Annotated in this window: 14 protein-coding genes; 2 read left to right on the top strand and 12 right to left on the bottom strand. The window is 45.2% G+C overall.

What is annotated here, in order from left to right; genetic code table 11:
* Positions 1 to 23: 23 nt before the first annotated feature.
* The 7 genes from ACFVQB_RS05475 to ACFVQB_RS05445 all read right to left on the bottom strand — a co-directional run bounded on the left by ACFVQB_RS05475 (position 24) and on the right by ACFVQB_RS05445 (position 7,408).
* Complete coding sequence (locus ACFVQB_RS05475) at positions 24 to 332, bottom strand: hypothetical protein (protein ID WP_379435361.1); 309 nt, start codon at positions 330 to 332, stop codon at positions 24 to 26.
* Between the two features lie 15 nt (positions 333 to 347).
* Positions 348 to 1,532, bottom strand: a complete 1,185-nt coding sequence (locus tag ACFVQB_RS05470) for an aminotransferase-like domain-containing protein (RefSeq protein WP_379435360.1) — start codon at positions 1,530 to 1,532, stop codon at positions 348 to 350.
* 177 nt (positions 1,533 to 1,709) lie between these two features.
* Positions 1,710 to 2,864: an NAD(P)/FAD-dependent oxidoreductase gene (locus ACFVQB_RS05465; RefSeq protein WP_379435359.1), complete on the bottom strand. Its 1,155-nt coding sequence runs from the start codon at positions 2,862 to 2,864 to the stop codon at positions 1,710 to 1,712.
* Positions 2,865 to 2,921: 57 nt separating this feature from the next.
* Positions 2,922 to 3,647, bottom strand: coding sequence for an SAM-dependent methyltransferase (locus ACFVQB_RS05460; RefSeq protein WP_379435358.1), 726 nt, complete (start codon positions 3,645 to 3,647; stop codon positions 2,922 to 2,924).
* 260 nt (positions 3,648 to 3,907) lie between these two features.
* A complete protein-coding gene (locus ACFVQB_RS05455; RefSeq protein WP_379435357.1) occupies positions 3,908 to 5,002 on the bottom strand; it encodes a Ger(x)C family spore germination protein in 1,095 nt (364 codons plus the stop codon).
* Positions 4,999 to 6,069, bottom strand: a complete 1,071-nt coding sequence (locus ACFVQB_RS05450) for a GerAB/ArcD/ProY family transporter (RefSeq protein ID WP_379435356.1) — start codon at positions 6,067 to 6,069, stop codon at positions 4,999 to 5,001. The genes ACFVQB_RS05455 and ACFVQB_RS05450 overlap by 4 nt, the downstream gene beginning before the upstream one ends.
* A complete protein-coding gene (locus tag ACFVQB_RS05445; protein ID WP_379435355.1) occupies positions 6,062 to 7,408 on the bottom strand; it encodes a spore germination protein in 1,347 nt (448 codons plus the stop codon). Before ACFVQB_RS05445 ends, ACFVQB_RS05450 begins: the two co-directional genes overlap by 8 nt.
* A 206-nt stretch (positions 7,409 to 7,614) precedes the next feature.
* On the opposite strand from ACFVQB_RS05445, the gene ACFVQB_RS05440 reads away from it, so the two are divergent.
* On the top strand, positions 7,615 to 8,088 hold the full coding sequence (locus ACFVQB_RS05440; protein WP_379435354.1) for a MarR family transcriptional regulator: 474 nt from the start codon (positions 7,615 to 7,617) through the stop codon (positions 8,086 to 8,088).
* A 151-nt stretch (positions 8,089 to 8,239) separates the two neighbouring features.
* Complete coding sequence (locus ACFVQB_RS05435) at positions 8,240 to 9,481, top strand: MFS transporter (RefSeq protein ID WP_379435353.1); 1,242 nt, start codon at positions 8,240 to 8,242, stop codon at positions 9,479 to 9,481.
* Between the two features lie 129 nt (positions 9,482 to 9,610).
* On the opposite strand, the gene ACFVQB_RS05430 is transcribed toward ACFVQB_RS05435, so the two are convergent.
* The 5 genes from ACFVQB_RS05430 to ACFVQB_RS05410 form a co-directional block, all read right to left on the bottom strand.
* Positions 9,611 to 11,629 carry an alpha-L-arabinofuranosidase C-terminal domain-containing protein gene (locus ACFVQB_RS05430; protein ID WP_379436352.1) on the bottom strand — a complete coding sequence of 673 codons (2,019 nt, stop codon included), beginning with the start codon at positions 11,627 to 11,629 and terminating at the stop codon, positions 9,611 to 9,613.
* Between the two features lie 33 nt (positions 11,630 to 11,662).
* A complete protein-coding gene (locus ACFVQB_RS05425) occupies positions 11,663 to 12,556 on the bottom strand; it encodes a carbohydrate ABC transporter permease (protein WP_379435352.1) in 894 nt (297 codons plus the stop codon).
* A 16-nt stretch (positions 12,557 to 12,572) separates the two neighbouring features.
* Positions 12,573 to 13,535: an ABC transporter permease gene (locus ACFVQB_RS05420; RefSeq protein ID WP_379435351.1), complete on the bottom strand. Its 963-nt coding sequence runs from the start codon at positions 13,533 to 13,535 to the stop codon at positions 12,573 to 12,575.
* Positions 13,536 to 13,568: 33 nt separating this feature from the next.
* Positions 13,569 to 15,137 carry an extracellular solute-binding protein gene (locus ACFVQB_RS05415; RefSeq protein WP_379435350.1) on the bottom strand — a complete coding sequence of 523 codons (1,569 nt, stop codon included), beginning with the start codon at positions 15,135 to 15,137 and terminating at the stop codon, positions 13,569 to 13,571.
* 158 nt (positions 15,138 to 15,295) lie between these two features.
* Positions 15,296 to 16,987 carry a response regulator gene (locus tag ACFVQB_RS05410; RefSeq protein WP_379435349.1) on the bottom strand — a complete coding sequence of 564 codons (1,692 nt, stop codon included), beginning with the start codon at positions 16,985 to 16,987 and terminating at the stop codon, positions 15,296 to 15,298.
* Between the last annotated feature and the right edge of the window lie 2 nt (positions 16,988 to 16,989).

Here is a 16,989-nt window from a genome sequence, read left to right as displayed (position 1 = left end):
TGCACTTCATTTCAAGCCTCTGCTTACCCTTCAACCACATCGGCTCGCAAATCCGTTGCAACCTCAATCATTTGCGGAACGACAGCTTCATTGACAATGGCAACATACAGATCTCCCATATACAGTCGAAATGGAATCTGCTGGGCCTCATACGTCCACATGAAGAAATCCCCATCGATAGACATGACGCTCTCTGGCCCCTGAACGGTAAGAACAGGTGAGTACGTAAAGTCCGGTTTGGATGCAAAATACTGTTTGCATTCTTCCAGGGAAATGGATTGCTCCATGTTATTTTCTTGCATGGATCGAGTGATCCGAAAACGTTGATTCATGAAATGTGCCTCCAATCAGAATTTGTGCAGAACCTGTCCCAAAATTTCGATGCCCTTTACAATTTGCTCATCGGAAGGTGTTGAGAAATTAAGTCTGATAGCATTGCAGGGTTCGTTCTCATCGACGAGAAAAGCAGTTCCTGGAACAACAGCTACGCCTTCCGCAGCGGCTATTTTAGCATAATCCAGCATCGGGATATGAGCTGGCAGATCACACCAGAGGAACAGCCCTCCATCCGGTTGGGTTAAGGTAATGGACTCACCCATATGCTCCTGCAGCTTGTCAATCATCAAGGCAGACTTCCTGCGATAAATTGCACGGATACTGCTGATATGCTCTGCATAGTTATACTCAGTCATGAACTTGTGTGCCAGTATCTGCGGCAGCATGGCTGTATGTACATCCTCTCCCTGCTTGGCAACAACCATCTTCTGAACAACCTCGGAAGGAGCCAGAACATAACCAACACGCAGGCCAGCGGACAGAATCTTGGAGAAGGAGCCTACGTAAATAACCAGACCTTCATCATCCATCGACTTAATCGTCGCTACATCTTCTCCGCTAAACCGAAGTTCTCCATATGGGTTATCTTCCAGGATCATGACTCCATACTTCTTGGCAAGATCATAAATTGCCTTGCGCTTCTCCAGGCTGGTGGTAAAACCAGTAGGGTTTTGGAAACTCGGAATCACATAGATCATCTTTACATTTTGCTCGGTTTGCAGGGCACGCTCCAGCTTCCCGATATCCATACCGTCCGTCTCCATCGGAACGCCGACCAGGTTTGCGCCTGAAGCCCGGAAAGAGTTCAATGAACCGATAAAGCTCGGGCTCTCACAGATAATCGTATCCCCTTCATTACAGAATACTTTACAAGCAAGTTCAATTCCTTGCTGTGCTCCAGATACGATGAACAGTTCATCGGATGCTTTGCCCGTGTCAAAGCCTGTCTTCAGATGTGTAGTTAATGTATCCCGCAGCGGGGCATACCCTTCGGTAATTCCGTATTGAAGTGCTGTTACCGGGTCCTGTTCCAGAATCGATTGGGTGAATGTACGAATCGCCTCAATAGGGAAAGTCTCCGGAGCAGGATTCCCCGCGGAGAACGGAATTACATTTTGACCCGAAGAAGCCTTCAGGATCTCACGAATAATGGACGGCTGCAATGCAGCAATCCGGTTGGAAAATGAATAGTTCATCTTAGAATAATGCCTCCCGAATTCAAGTCTGACTCTTGTCTCTATAACTACAATTAGATTCTATTATACGAGTATTTGGCAAATTTCTAAACGGTCTCGTCAAAATTGGCAGAGAAACAACAAAAAGAGGCTGACATAAGCCGCCCCATGTTCTTATGGATTTTATTTTGCTGCCATTTATGATCGATGGACAAGATTGATTTCCGATAACCGTGTTGCCTTCACCAAATAAGTCGCCAGACCAGGGACCATCCGGGCCAAACCAGGATAGAATTTGTTCGTTTTGGCAAAAGCCAGCTTCTGAATCCGTCGTGCACGCCGGAGCAGTCGGGAGAATTCGAGATGGGCTTCCTTTGAATACTTGTGCTGCCACTGATTGAAGCTGATTTCCCCTTGAAGATATCTGTCAGTCCATTCAGCACATAGCAGTGAGGAGCGAAGTGCAATGGACATCCCGTCACCACACAGGGGAGGGATCATCAGCATCGCATCACCAATATGAGGATATTGGGACCACGGTTCAGGAACGTTGGATAGATGGAGTGGTGCAATCGAAACCTGTGTTCCTGGAATTGGGCTTCCCTCGGTAAGCCTCGCTGCCAATCTTTCGTTGGTCAGAGTTGCAGACTGCAGAATATCCTTCACAGACTTGCCGCTTCCCCGCACCGTTTCAAGGGTCAGCAATGCAGCTACATTTGTGATACCATCTTCAATCGGCGAAATGCCGACATACCCTCCCTTGCAAAAATACAACTCTACCCGTGACGGGATGGTGATCCCCCGATAGTGTGATTTGACACCGACATATGCTGTTTTATCCCGCAGCTCGGCTGGCGAAGTCATCCCGCGCGACTTCTTCGAGCCATGGGCTCCAATAACGGTTTTTGCTCTATACTGAATTCGGTCATTTCCTTGTTTGGCTTCGACTTCATAGCTACAATCATCTAACTTCTGAATGTTGGTTATCGTTGCCTTCGTAACGATTTCAACGCCTGCGGCTGTGGCCTGCTCGTGTAAAATCCGATCCAGCTCATATCGGCTAATACCATAAGCCAATCCCGGCAATGGTGCCTGAATTTCCCCGCCCTGAGGCATAATGATTTTGGCATAATCCATAGTACTTGGTTTTATCTCTTGTTCACATAGACGGATACCCAGATAATCCAACATTTCCGTTGTCTCAGGCGACATAAACTCACCGCATGTTTTGTGACGTGGAAACTCCTGCCGATCCAGCAGCAGTGTCCGATGCCCTTGCCTGGCAAGCTGCAACGCGCAGGTACTGCCGGCAATTCCCGCTCCGATGACTATGGCATCCAATGGTTTAGACACGTAAGAACACCCGCCTTTCTTTGTTCTATATGATAATTGTCTATTGATGTAATGATGCTATGATAACGTCCCATGATGGGGTATCACGACGGAATAGCGGAACAAAGGCTTCCATTCATAGGTCAGCGTGTCATGGTTCAACTGCTGTTTCAAGTCCCGCCAATCCCTTCCCGTGAAGCCTTTTGCAACAGACAGCGGTCCATCATGACGAATATACCGATTGCGTGAGATCATTCGAGTGGTTACCCAGACAGCCGCATAAGATATGGGATGCCGATGGATATCATTAATGACAACGCCATATTTGGAGGCACGCAGCATATGCGAGACCATCTCAATGAGTTGATTTCCTTCAAAATGATGGACAAATTGCGAGCCGGTCACGATGTCTGCTGAGGCATCCGGCAATTCCCTGACATCGGCACGTCGAACCTTAATTCTGGGGTCATTTCGAAAAAGGTTCCTCGCTTCCTCACATGCCTCCTCTGTCAGGTCAACCAGAGTAATCTCAAGCTTAACTCCCTTCTGGTCCGCCCAGCGCAATAGATTCTGGTTTACATCACCTGATCCCGCCCCTACATCAAGAAGGGTCAGCGTAGTTGGACTCCCCATCGCTCTCCATAATTTTTCCACGCCTGCACGGGTTGGACCGGGAGCAGCGAATATTTTGTTCAGGCGTCTCAAATGTTTGAGCGCTTCGCTCAATTCTTCTCCCCCCATGGAGAAATCGTCCATCAACTCGTCTTCCCTTGCGCGTACGGATAGTGTTCTAAAGAAGGACATGATCCCGCTCCTTTACAGCTATATATGGTGAGTGATTCTATCCAATTAACAATTATTCCCCTAACAAAACCTTATAATCGTAAGAGCTGCGATATGTTATTTTACGATGAGTTTCCCAATCTAAGAATGCTTAATTCCATTGCACTCTAAAACGATTAACCCGAAGGTTATATAACTGATAAAAACATAAAGAAGCCGCCAATCAGGCGACTTCATAACGGTATAGCATTTTCCTCACTTAAGGAGTAAACAATGCCAAGCTATTTTTTTAACAATTGCCCCTGACTGTCATTATCGTTGGCATTTTCTTTGAAATAAATTTCGTTCAGAACGTTGACACGAACGTTAATCTTTTGCTTCAGCTTCAAAAACCACTTGGTTTTCCATTCCTTTAACTTTTCCTCCGAAAGTTGGGGACGGAGTATCATCCCTATGCCTAGTACATCTGATTTTAAGGATTGAATCTTTCTCACAGTTCTATTGAACTGTTGGCTCAGCTGTTCCTGCATCTCTTTTTCAATTACTCCATTCCCTTTTCCTTCAGGGCTTTCCGTAATGACCACATCGAGGACAACATTCGTCTGAATTGATGGACCTTCCTCCGACCACTGGGTCCGATGTTTGATTTTCGCGTCCTGAATAAGAACACTTGTGTTCTGTGCCACTTCAATGGTTCCCCCTGAATATTTCCCTTTGAACAAATTAAACAAAAGCGTCTCTTCCTTATTCAGTGTTCCTACCATGCGATCCTCCCGCATGACGGCCGTGCCTCTAAAGGTAAACAAGGTTCGCTCGCCGTTTTTGAGCATTGGTATAGCCATGTCTTCCGTATATGAATTTTGGTTTTGATAGGCTTCCCATATTCGGACGATGGATTGATTGGGCGTCCACCCGGCATCCTGGTTAAAAAAGTCGTAAGAAGAAATTTCAGGTGTTGGTGAGATTTGATGATACATCGTCTTCTCAAAATCACCGTCAATAACCCCTACCAGACCCTTGATCGATATATCATTCGCTCTCACAGCAAAATTGATGATGTTATCTATCCCCTGCTCTGCGACCTGTCTGTCGATTAATAACAACCTCAGATGTACCAATTCGATGCTTTTTTCGGAATCCGTACGTATCAAATCAATCGCTTTACTGATGGATTTCGCCTCTTTGTCAAGAATTTGGGTTTTGCCTGATGCATCGGGTATTTGGAGAATGATCCTGTATTTTTCCGTGTCCCCCTTTCCCACGCCCATGACAACAGGCAGATATTGTTTGTTAATATCCTTTGTATCCCAACATCCCGGAAGTAACATCATCATAGCTAGGGCTACAATCAGAGTTTTGATGGTGCGCTTGTTCATGTACTCACCTTCTTTCGCTGCCATTGTGCGGCGAGGAATACAATGATCGGAAAACCGATAACGCTATAAAGGCAAAAGAAAGAATTCAGGTACAGGTATGAATTCAAAGCGTTGACATTCGGTATCATGAGACTAATCATGTACAAGGAGAAGCACACCGCGGAAAGAACCCATAACCGGTTGATTTTCGGCATAAACAGCTGATGCAGCAGGGACACCAGAATCCAGAGTAAAACGGAAACCTTCAAAACACCCAACGCACTGGAGGCTACCACGTAGAAGCTTGGAAGCCAGTCAAATACAACCCACTCCAGATCAATGGTATCCGATGCCATAAGCATGGGATATTGCAGATGGGTTACCGTTTCCTGTCCAAATACAAGAAGCGGAACATACACAGACCCCAAAGCGAATAAAAAAATGACACTGATGGCAGCAGCAGCTTTACCAAAGCTAATGCGTTGCTTGGAGGGAATCATGCCAAGGAATAAAAACCCAGCTGAAATGACCGTACATACATAGAAATCCGAATTGGAGAAAAACGACATTCCACTGTCCCAAATCGGAAAAATGTAGCTGATTCTGAAGTTCTGGATGCTGATCAGCATGGAGAAAAAAATGAATGGCATCAAAAGGATACACAGTCCGATGCTCGCCTGGATGATTACATTAAGTCCCTTCCAAACAGCATAGAAACAGAGCACGATGAATAGAGCCCCTGTCGCTGCTGGCGGTGTTCTCTGTAGAAGTACAGCTTTAATTTCACCCGCCTGGAAATACATAAGCAAAAACAACTCGATATATAGGAAGATTATCATCGGCAGAACGATCAGTCTCGTTACCCATTTGCCCAGTGAATCATTACAGATGTCCACCACTGTTTTTCCTGGAAACTGCGACAACGCTTTTAAGTACAACCATAGAACCAGTAACTCTGCCAAAAAGAGGACCGTAATGGCTTCCCAGTGTCCTTTTGAAGTCGCAGATATGATGCGTTCAGGGAAGATGGCAAAGATCGAAGCAAGATGAAGCAGAATAAACAGGGTCAGAATTTGAGCTTTATTCATCTGAAGCCTTTCCTTTCACACTTAAACTTAAGTAGGGAACGGAGCACGTGTTCACCGAGGCAAAATACAGTATAATCCAAATCATCGCCGCCTCAAGACCCCATATTCCGAAAAAGGAACTGATCAGCATGACAACGTATTTGTACATTCGTATCCCCGTCGTGTTCATGTAACCTGCCAATACAAAGTTGGCAATTGCTGAGGCAACGAGAATAATAATTAATAGATTGCTGACAAGTTTGGCCTGAACAATGGCTTGTCCCAACAAAATACCGCCAATCATGGTTATGGTGGGTCCGATGTTCTTGGGAAGTCGAATGGTGGCTTCGATAATCATCTCCAAAAGCAGCATAACCAGCAGCATTTCAATTAATGAAGGATAGGGTACCCCTTCCCTGCTCTTCGCTACCGTGATGGCTAACTGGATTCGCAACAGTTCCGGGTTCACCGAATTCAGCACAATATACAGACCTGGAAGCGTAATGGCCAATAGTGCACCAATTGCCCGTACGGTTCGTAGAAATACTTGAAACAAATACGGGTAGTTAACATCCAGCGTTGTTGACCATAGATCTGTTATGATGGCTGGAAAAGCAAAGGCAAACGAATATTGGTCAATCAATATAACCACTTTTCCGTTCATCAAATTCTGTACCATCTCTCCCGGCAACTCCGAAGAGATATACGTTGGTGTTATTGAAATTTTCGGATGCCCAAGTATACTAAGCAGGTCTCTTACCGTGGTGAGTTCCTTGTCCTTGTTTTGTTCCAGCTTATCCCGAATAGATGCGATGACCTTGGCTTGGGCTACTCCCTCCAGATAAACCATGGCAATTTTCTTGGTAGACTGGGTCCCTGTCTCTCGTCTTTCAATAACCAAATCATCGGAAATCATCTTTTTCCGCAGCAAACCGATGTTTTTATTAATATCTTCTGTAAAAGCATCGTACGCAGATTGAAGGGGATTCTCACTCTCCGGTGCACTGACAGATCGCGAAATGTCAGTATGCTCCGGTTCCATGACAGCTGCCATCCCTTCTGTGCTGAACAGAACAAGCTTTCCATGCAAAATATGGCCGGATATCTCATCCATTGACATGGAGGCCTCTTCTTCAAATGGACTGAACATATTTTGAAATGATCCGTTCTCATTGCCACTCGCCGCATGATTAATTGCAGACAATGTTGTCGGAAAATCGACAAGGGTCTCCATGTAATACGCTCTGAATTCCTGATCGGCGATAACCACATTTTTGCTTAAGAAATCCGAGCTCTTTTTGAAATGATCAGAGAGTTGCTTTTCTATATCGTGAAGATCTTGTTCATGGATTCGCTGCAAATTTTACCACCTCTTCTGAAGTAGTATGTCATTAAGAAAAAAGTTTATTCAGATTAGAACCTTGAGTTATACATTAGCCAGAAAGGTTTTTGACTCTCTTTTATCACGCACGTATCCCTTCCTAAATAATTGTTTTTAATACTTTTGAACTGGAAACCAAAATTTTATATAATATTGTAGTGCACCAATGGGTGGGAGGATAGGCCATGAACAAAGAGGAACAGGTCTTAGTGGGTTTCAGGGACTTATATAACAAGCTGGTTTGGCTTAATAAAGATAAGATGGAAGAAAATCTTAAGGGCTATAAGCCTTCTGAGGTACATTGCATCGAATACATTGAAAAGAATGCAGATTCCAATGTGACAAAACTTGCAGAGTCCTTTTATATGACTCGCGGTGCGATTAGTAAATTAACAAAGAAGCTCATAGAAAAAGACCTGATTGAAAGCTACCAGAAGTCGGATAACAAGAAAGAAATCTATTTTAGGCTTACAGAGCAAGGGAAAGTCATTTATCACATCCATGAGGACCTGCATAACGAGTTTCACGAGCGAGATAAAGCCGTATTTGAGCAGGTAACCGATGATCAATTCGAGAGTATGCTTAACTTCGTGGACAAGTATAATCGGCATCTGGATGCAGAAATAAAGAAGCTGGGTACAGATCTGAAGTCGGAATAAATCTGAATAATCAAAATAAAAGGCAGCCGGGCTCTATTTGAGAACAGGCTGTTTTTTTATTGTCATTATTTTGTTGACAAGGAAACAAAGCAGCTGTACGATATGAATGTTTCCAAGGAAATAAAATAACGAAGTTTGAGGGGAGAAATTAATGTTTAAATTTCGATCACGATCACAACATACACAGAACACAGAACAAACCATAGACAAGCACGCTTTATTATTCGGTCTGATCTCTGTGTTTCTTTGCGGAATAGGATTCAGCATCATAGCACCTGTCGTCCCATTCTTAGTACAGCCTTATACAAGCAATCCGGGAGAACAAGCTATCATTGTTACGCTGCTGACATCTGTTTATGCCTTCTGCGTATTTTTTGCGGCCCCCGTACTTGGAGCTCTGAGCGACAAATATGGTCGTCGTCCATTACTCTTGGTATGCCTTTTAGGTTCCGCAATCGGGTACTTGGTTTTTGGCATAGGTGGAGCCCTATGGGTACTCTTTGCGGGGCGTATAATCGAGGGTATAACAGGCGGAAGCATAGGCACAATTTTCGCATATTTTGCGGACATCATCCCACCGGAACAGAGAACCAAATACTTTGGATGGGTGAGTGCGGTTGTAGGTGTAAGCACCGTCATTGGCCCGACTGTAGGCGGATTACTCGCCAAGATTGATTATTCTGCACCCATGTATTTTGGAGCAATCATTACTTTAGTGAATGTTATATATGGATTCTTTTTTATGCCTGAGAGCCTAGACAAGAAACATAGACTCACAGAAATTACTTTTACAAGACTTAATCCATTCATACAGCTTGCAAACCTGCTTTCCATGAAAAACTTAAACAGACTACTGATCTCAGCGTTCTTACTTTGGATACCCAACGGATCTCTACAGGCCGTTTTCTCCCAATTTTCAATGGATACTTTCAATTGGAAGCCTGCAATAATTGGACTAATGTTCTCGATTATGGGTGTCCAAGACATCATCTCACAAACTTTCATCATGCCCAAGCTTTTGAAAAGACTTAGTGATAAACAGATAGCTATTCTTGGAATGATTTCAGAGATTATAGGCTACACTCTCATCGCGCTATCTACTTTGTTCTCATTTTATCCTCTCTTTATCGCTGGCATGTTTATATTCGGTTTTGGTGATTCCATCTTCGGGCCTTCCTTTAATGGCATGCTCTCCAAGTCTGTCGATTCTAGTGAGCAAGGAAGGATTCAAGGTGGTAGTCAATCTATTCAGGCTTTAGCAAGAATGATTGGTCCTATCATTGGAGGTCAAATCTATGTATCACTTGGTCATGCCGCACCCGCGATTATGGGTATGATCCTTATAGCAGCGGCAATACCCGTTTTGTATAAGCGAACGCAATTAACTATTTAAATGGCTACATTGATTAGACGATCATCCAATTTATGGATGTTCGAGGCACTACCTAGAACAGATAATAGGGTTTCAGAACTTATTTACAAGTTCTGAAACCCTATTTGTCTACAATCCGGGACGTCGATTCTATTGGTCTGCCTTTCCAAACTCCAGTACATAGATGGATGAAGGACGTAATGCGCAACCACGCTGCCAATCCTCGGTCAAAACACTCCGTTCTGTGCACTTGATATGATTGGGTTGAAACACGGAGTTGATGTTATTGTGCGAATCGCTGGTAATCTCATATAAGGTCCCCTCTTCGCTCGCATGGAAAGCTTGTAAATCCAGCTCAACCGGTACTTCCTCCAAGCTTCGGTTCACAATAAACAAGGTGACCCTGCTGTGATCATCATTCGTTCCGGCTACAACGTCCAGATCGGGGAGCCCGTCCAGATCTACAGGCGTTTTTTTGTTTGAAGCTACAGAGAATGTTCCACATTCGACTTCTACGGGTAGAATATGACGAATATCCCGATTCGCGTAAAGCTTTAATACTTCATAGGTAGGAGTTCCATAGATCGTGAGCGGATGTCCACTCCACCCAGCCTGTTTGCCCCGATATTGATCGGCATAGAAATCACCGACACGGATGCATCCCCCGAGCCAACCATTAACCAGATCGGAGAAACTGCCGATGTGCACGCTATCGCTGCAACGAATCATCTCATTCAGATTGGCCGCATTCGCCACGGCTGCTCCAAGGGTGTGTTCGTCTGGTAGTCCTTTTCGCACTGTGTTAGGATAATACATCGTGTTATATTCGGTGATGGCCAGCTTCACGTGCTGATGTTTAATGTCGGAATGGATGACCTCCGTTGTCTGGCGTATGTAGTGCCGGGTCCACTCTGGATAACTAGCCATTGCTTTATATCGTTCCTCCACCGGTGTATCCCGATTCATGCCAAAGGGACCGTAGCCATGATACAAATGCAACGTTAGATAATCGATCTGCTCCCCTGCCAGAGCAAGCACTTTTTTATTCCAATCCTGCTCGTAATGTCCACAGGCCAGCAATATAATAGAGGGATCTGCTTCCTTCATCGTTTTAGCAAACTGTACAGTCCGCTCCGCAAATTGCTCCGCAGAGCAAGCACCCACTTGCCATTGTCCCCAAACCTCGTTGCCAATCTCCCAGTACTTGACATGATATGGTTCCGGCGATCCATTCTTTGCTCGTAAAGCCCCCATTGGGGTATCCACACTTCCATTACAATATTCGATCCATTGGGCGGCCTCTTCAGGTGTACCCGATCCATCGTTCACGCAAATCAGAGGTTCCACCTGCAGTTCGTGGCAAAAGCGGATAAATTCATCCGTTCCGAAATATTTGCTCGTCCATCCTCCCCATGCCTCGTTGTACATAACAGGTCTCTCCAGCACCGGGCCGATACCATGCTCCCAGTGATAGGCGCTAATGTAGTTACCTGCAAGTCTCATCATGCCTGCGTTTAACGCTCTGGTCATCTCTACAACTTCACGTTTCACTAGAGCAATATGATCGACAGGCAATAAAGACACATGATCCAGCCAAAGCATTCCCGTGGAAACGTGATCGATCCATCTTGGATGCTCTGCCGGAATATACACCCGAATTTCTGCATCAGGACAAGCACGTAGGATCGTCAGCCGACCTTCATAATCCCGCCAGTTATGGCTGTCCAATTCGACTTTCAACTGACCAAGCACTTCTTCCGTACGTCTATCGAACGCTTCCACCATCAAATACTGGAGTTCAATGGAGGCTCGCGCAACTATACGGACGGTGTAATCCATAGGCCCTTTCAATGCGCAGTTTTGTGCAATCCCGGCATACGCTTCATCATCACTAAAGATACGAATACGCTGAGCGCGACCCGAATGTCTTATAGCCGGGGCTTCCATCGCAAATTGAGTATTTCTCCCGTTGGTGTGGGCATGCCAGCTCCCTGATACAGAAGTACTGGATTCAGCATCGCTTTCAAAGTCCATATCCTTCAATGGAAATGAAAGCATCGCCTCCATATGGTCCCGGATGTCTTCCACAAAATGGCCAAACAAATAAGGGTTGACCGTATGCTCACTTACGCGACTACAATCTATACTAATTCTGGCGTTTGATTTCAACATATCTCCTCCATCATTGTGGTTGATATGGATTTAACCTTTAATCGATCCAATCATGACCCCTTTAACAAAATGGCGCTGCACAAAAGGATACATCAACAGTACAGGCAAACTGGAGACGATAATCACCGCATATTTGATGCTCTCCGCGAGCAGGATTTTGTCCTCCAATCCAAGGCTGCCGTCCACGGCATCGGATTGGCTGATCAGCAGAATTTCGCGTAGTACCAGCTGAAGCGGATGTAGATTTTCGTTACGAATATAGATGAGCGCGTTAAAAAATGAATTCCAGTGTCCTACGGCATAGAACAGCACCATCACGGCCAAAATCGGCTTGGACAGGGGCAGGATTATGCTCAGAAGCAGCCGCCAATTGGAGCACCCATCCATGTGGGCAGCTTCCTGCAGCTCCCAGGGAATACTCGACTGGAAATACGTTCTCATCACGATCAGATTGTACGTGGCGATCGCGCCGGGAATGATCAGAGCCCACATCGTATCCACCATGCCCAAATTTTTGATTAATAGATACGTTGGAATCAATCCGCCACTGAAAAACATCGTTAGCGTGATAAACACCATGAGTACATTACGCCCAGGAAGGTCAGGTCTGGAAAGGGGGTATGCGGCCAACACGGTCATGATAATGTTAATCACAGTGCCCACGACCGTATAAAATATCGTATTACGGTACCCTAGCCAAATCTTCTCGTTGTGCAAAATGTTCGTGTAGGCGTCCAACGTCAGTCCTTTGGGCAGTAACCAGACTTCTCCGTTCAATACTTTTGTGGGATCACTGAACGAAGCACTCACGATAAAAATCAGCGGGTACAGCACAGCGATGATAATGATCGAGGCTATGATGTATATGATTACATCGAAAATCCGTTCATTGGAACTGGCTTGTAATGTCGCCTGCTTGGACATGGGATCTTGCCCTCCTTTACCATAAGCTCGTCTCAGACGTCTTGCGCGCAATCCGATTGACCAGTAAAAGTAACAGCAGATTAATGATTGAATTAAAGAGCCCGATAGCAGCTGTATAGCTGTATTCTCCCTTGAGGATACCTGTCGTATAGACAAACGTTGAAATGACGTCGCTCGATTCCAGATTGAGATTGTTTTGCATCAGCAAAATTTTCTCAAACCCTACATTCATGAAATGACCGATATCCAAAATGAGTAAAATGATGACGACAGGAGCTATGCCGGGTAGCGAAATATGCCAAATGCGCCGCAGCCTTGATGCTCCATCCATCTTGGCAGCTTCATACAGATGCGGGTTCACTCCGCTCAAGGCTGCAATATAGATGATGGATTGCCAGCCCATGTTCTGCCATATATTCGAACTGATAAAAATGGTTTTGAACCAGCCTGCTTCCTCAAGAAAACGGATCGGTGTACCTCCGAATGCCTCAATCAGCAGATTGACTGGACCCGTATGGGGCGAGAGAAAGACATTCAGTATGCCAACGATAACGACCACTGAAATAAAGTGGGGAATATACGTAATATTTTGCAGCCACTTGCTGAAGGTTTTATTGCGAATTTCATTAATAATTAGTGCCAGCAGAATCGGAATCGGAAAGGCAATCAATAAGGAGAACAAGTTAATCGATAATGTATTCCATAGAAGTCTCCAGAAATAATAGGAATCAAAAAATCGTTCGAAGTGGCCAAAGCCTTCCCAACTGCTGCCCAGAATCCCTTTAGCCGGATTGAAATTTTTGAACGCAATTTGCAGTCCATACAACGGGGCATAGTGGAATACCACATACCAAGTGATCGGCAGAAGCAGCATAACGTACAAATCCAATCTTTTGCCCATTTGCCTTAACAGGCCTGAACTCTTTTTCGGATGGCTTCGTGGCATCGTAATCGTTGTATCGTTTTTGGCGCTTTTCATGGGCATCTGCTCCTCATCCATGATGTTCCAGCCTTATTTCTTCATCTTGTCATAGGCATCCTGATACAGCTTCTCCAGCTCCTCGACTCTCATCTTTTTGAGCGTGGACTGGAATTGCTCCCACTTGTCGAAGCCAAGCGCTCCCACGATAAATTTTGTGCTCTGTTCTTCGTAATACTTGTCGATATCATTTCGCAGAATATTGACTTCCTGGGCGGTTTGCTCATCAAACATTGGAGCGGCATAGCGAACCTTTGGCATAAACGGATCAAGCTTTTGTTGCGCCTCCTGCACTTGAGGTGGATTGATAAAAGAAGCCACCTGTTCACTGATAAGATGTGGCGCGCCTCCGCCGGCATAAGGCGTAATTTTGGCCTGGTTACTGATTTCTTTTAAGAAGTCCTCTTTATAGTAAGGAATACCATCCTTCATCTCGTAATGCTCGCCTTCTCTTCCGAATCTGAGCAGGGTAGAACCCTCGTCACTGTAGAAATAATCAATCCAACGCATCGTGACTTCCGGATATTTATTGACGGATGTGATTGCAAAGGCTCCAAAATCTCTGGCGATTGGCAGAGCCTGACTCTGCAATCGGTCACCTTGCGGACCTTCCAGTGGGGCGATACCGGTATATTGGTCTTTGATCGACAAGAAGTTGTTATTCGTCTGGTCAAAGAAAAAACCTGTATTTCCCGATCCCTGCTTGGCCAGATATTGCGCTTCCGTGTGTGAAAATATTTCCTGGTCCAGAAGCTTTTCCTTATACAGCTTGTTTAAGTACATCAGCATTTCTTTATTCTGGTCACTGCCCATCCAGATACTTACTTTGTCATTTTCAATATTGATGTTATAGCCGAGCTGTGAATCCAATCCGAATGATCCGCTCATCGCGTTAACAACAGCCAATCCAACACGAGCTGTCATCGGAAGTTCATCCTGTTTGCCGTTTCCATTCGGATCACCATCACGGAAGGCAAGCAACACGTCGTAAAGTTCTTCGGTGGTCTCCGGCACTTTCAGATTCAGCTTGTCCAGCCACATCTGATTGATCCATTTCTTATCCGTACGCGCCGCACTTAGCGTAACAATACCCGGAATCGTATAAATGTGACCCTCTGGTGTAGTAATGCCTGAGCGAATTTCGGGATATTGTTCCATTAATTTCTTCAAATTCGGAGCATATTCATCGATAAGATCTTCCAGTGGGATCAATTGGCCGGCAGAGCCATAGCGGATGGCTTCAAGCGGGGAAATACCTGAACGGAACAAAGCGTCAGGCAGCTCATTCGAAGCAAACAACAGATTTTTTTTCTCCTGGAAACCATCTGTCTGCGCTTCAATGAATTCCACCTTCACATGGCTTAATTTCTCGTAATCCTGGAAAACCGGCATCTCCTTGAAAGGGCCATTTACAGGTGCAATTCGGGTAAACATCTTGAGATTCACCGGTTGGTCCACAATCGGAAACCCGGTCGTATGAACGTCGTTCTTCGAAACCTCTGGTGAAGATTCGTTATTGGTTCCACCGGAATTGCATCCAGCCAGCATCAAACTGGAAGTGATCATCATCATGATCATATTTCTTCCCCAGCGTTTGCGCATAAAGTTGTGCCCCCCACAATTCTTTATCACCAACCTAATTTGTAAGCGTTCACGGTTGGTGTGTGCTCATTATAATTCACCGAACATGGAAGGTAATTACAATAATATGACCCTTTACTCCACATATTTTACGAGTTTAGAGTACTGCTCTTATCGGCCTAGTCCCACAAGTGCAAAGACGTGAGCTTCGTTGCGTTCTTCCTTTTTCCCGGATTGCTCAAATACGCTTGTGGTGTTAAGCCCGTTATTTCTTTGAATACTTTAAAAAAGTAGTTGTGCGTCGTAAATCCCACTTGCATGCTTATTTCTTTGATCGAATATCGGCCACTGTCCAGCAGCTTGCAGCCTGCATCAATCCGAACCTGATTCAGATATTCCGAAAAAGTCCGCTGCGTCTCCTCCTTGAATATTCTGCTTAAGTAGGAGGCATTCAGACCGATTACGCTTGCCGCAAGCTCCAATGTGACATAACCGGAATACCTCTCCAGAATGAAATGGATCGTCTGCGTGACATGGCGAGAATAGGACCCGATTACACGATGTTGATTCAGCAAATGAAACAGGCTAGAGAAGAAGGATTGCAGGCCTTGCTCCAGTTCTCTTATATTTTTCATGCGCCCAAGCTCGCTTCTTGAAGGCAGATTAGCTACCGCTGGATCTGTAGAAGGCAAGTAGGTCCTCCATGCTTTATCGCCCGTTTGCATGAGCTCGCTGACAATCATCTGAACCGTGTGTGAATGGATAGGCAGGTGGTCGATCGAAGCAATAATGGAGGAAATCAATTGATGCACACCTTGCTTGTCAAACCTTTCTATGGATAACAGAAGCTGCTTGTGCTCCTCAATGGTCAGAGAAACACGCTGACGCTCATCATTTTCATCGGAATGCTTTTCCGAACATGGGGTTTCAACTTGGGCGGTATGGCTTCTGAACGTTTTCACAGACGAAGATCCATCGAGTTCGTATTCGGCTGAGCAGTAGCTGGATGCCAGCTGTGACAGACTGGTGCATACAGGTCCTACTGCGATTACACTTTGCAGATTCAGGAACAGTTCCAATGCATGCTGAATCTTCCGCAGTTGTCCGTCTACCTCACGCTGCATGATGTGTTCGCTTCGTTCCCTGAAAGAAAACACGATAACAAATCGCCCTTCCTCGACGTACACCGCTGTCCGCTCATGGATATCACCCAGACTCTGCTGCATCATATCAACGACCTGCTGAACCAGACCATTGGTCTGCACGTCACTGTATGACTCCGTCAGCAGCAGGAACGGAACAATCTGTAAAGCTGCTGTTGCATATCTGGACGCATGCGGATACAGTTTTTTTTTCTGGGAAAAGTCTTCAAACCCGTACGTTGCTTTCATCTGTCTTTTGAGCAAATACAGCAAATAATCGCGCATAACCTCGGGACTCACTTTCTCGGCCATGGCGCTCTCGGCGACCTGTTTCTCACGCAACCGATCTTCCTGCTGCAATTCCGATACGGCTTTATTCAGGATGTTGAGCAGTGTTGACTCGTCCAATCGATGCTTGAGCAAATAATCAATGGAGCCATTGTTCAGGCAATCTCGCACATAGTCATAATCGTCATAGCTGCTAAGCATAATCGTCTTAACCCATGGAAAACGTTCATTAATTGCCCGATTGAGCTCTACACCGTTCATTTCAGGCATATCTACATCAATAATGGCAATATGCGGTGGCGACTGCTCAATCATCGTTAAAGCAATTAACCCATTATGCGCCTGACCGCATAATTCAAATCCATAGTCAGCCCAGTCCAATAACGTCCATAGATTATGGTGTACTAACGGTTCATCATCGACGAGTAGCACCTGAAACATGG

Origin of the sequence: Paenibacillus sp. NPDC057886, assembly GCF_042796655.1 — a bacterium.
Taxonomy (GTDB): domain Bacteria; phylum Bacillota; class Bacilli; order Paenibacillales; family Paenibacillaceae; genus Paenibacillus.
This window is presented reverse-complemented; position numbering and strand designations above follow the sequence as displayed.

Excerpts from the sequence above, each read along its gene's own strand:
- ACFVQB_RS05475 (WP_379435361.1), bottom strand. The coding sequence starts at position 332 with ATGAATCAACGTTTTCGGATCACTCGATCCATGCAAGAAAATAACATG.
- ACFVQB_RS05470 (WP_379435360.1), bottom strand. The coding sequence starts at position 1,532 with ATGAACTATTCATTTTCCAACCGGATTGCTGCATTGCAGCCGTCCATT.
- ACFVQB_RS05460 (WP_379435358.1), bottom strand. The coding sequence starts at position 3,647 with ATGTCCTTCTTTAGAACACTATCCGTACGCGCAAGGGAAGACGAGTTG.
- ACFVQB_RS05455 (WP_379435357.1), bottom strand. The coding sequence starts at position 5,002 with ATGAACAAGCGCACCATCAAAACTCTGATTGTAGCCCTAGCTATGATG.
- ACFVQB_RS05450 (WP_379435356.1), bottom strand. The coding sequence starts at position 6,069 with ATGAATAAAGCTCAAATTCTGACCCTGTTTATTCTGCTTCATCTTGCT.
- ACFVQB_RS05440 (WP_379435354.1), top strand. The coding sequence starts at position 7,615 with ATGAACAAAGAGGAACAGGTCTTAGTGGGTTTCAGGGACTTATATAAC.
- ACFVQB_RS05435 (WP_379435353.1), top strand. The coding sequence starts at position 8,240 with ATGTTTAAATTTCGATCACGATCACAACATACACAGAACACAGAACAA.
- ACFVQB_RS05425 (WP_379435352.1), bottom strand. The coding sequence starts at position 12,556 with ATGTCCAAGCAGGCGACATTACAAGCCAGTTCCAATGAACGGATTTTC.
- ACFVQB_RS05420 (WP_379435351.1), bottom strand. The coding sequence starts at position 13,535 with ATGAAAAGCGCCAAAAACGATACAACGATTACGATGCCACGAAGCCAT.
- ACFVQB_RS05415 (WP_379435350.1), bottom strand. The coding sequence starts at position 15,137 with ATGCGCAAACGCTGGGGAAGAAATATGATCATGATGATGATCACTTCC.
- ACFVQB_RS05410 (WP_379435349.1), bottom strand. The coding sequence starts at position 16,987 with ATGTTTCAGGTGCTACTCGTCGATGATGAACCGTTAGTACACCATAAT.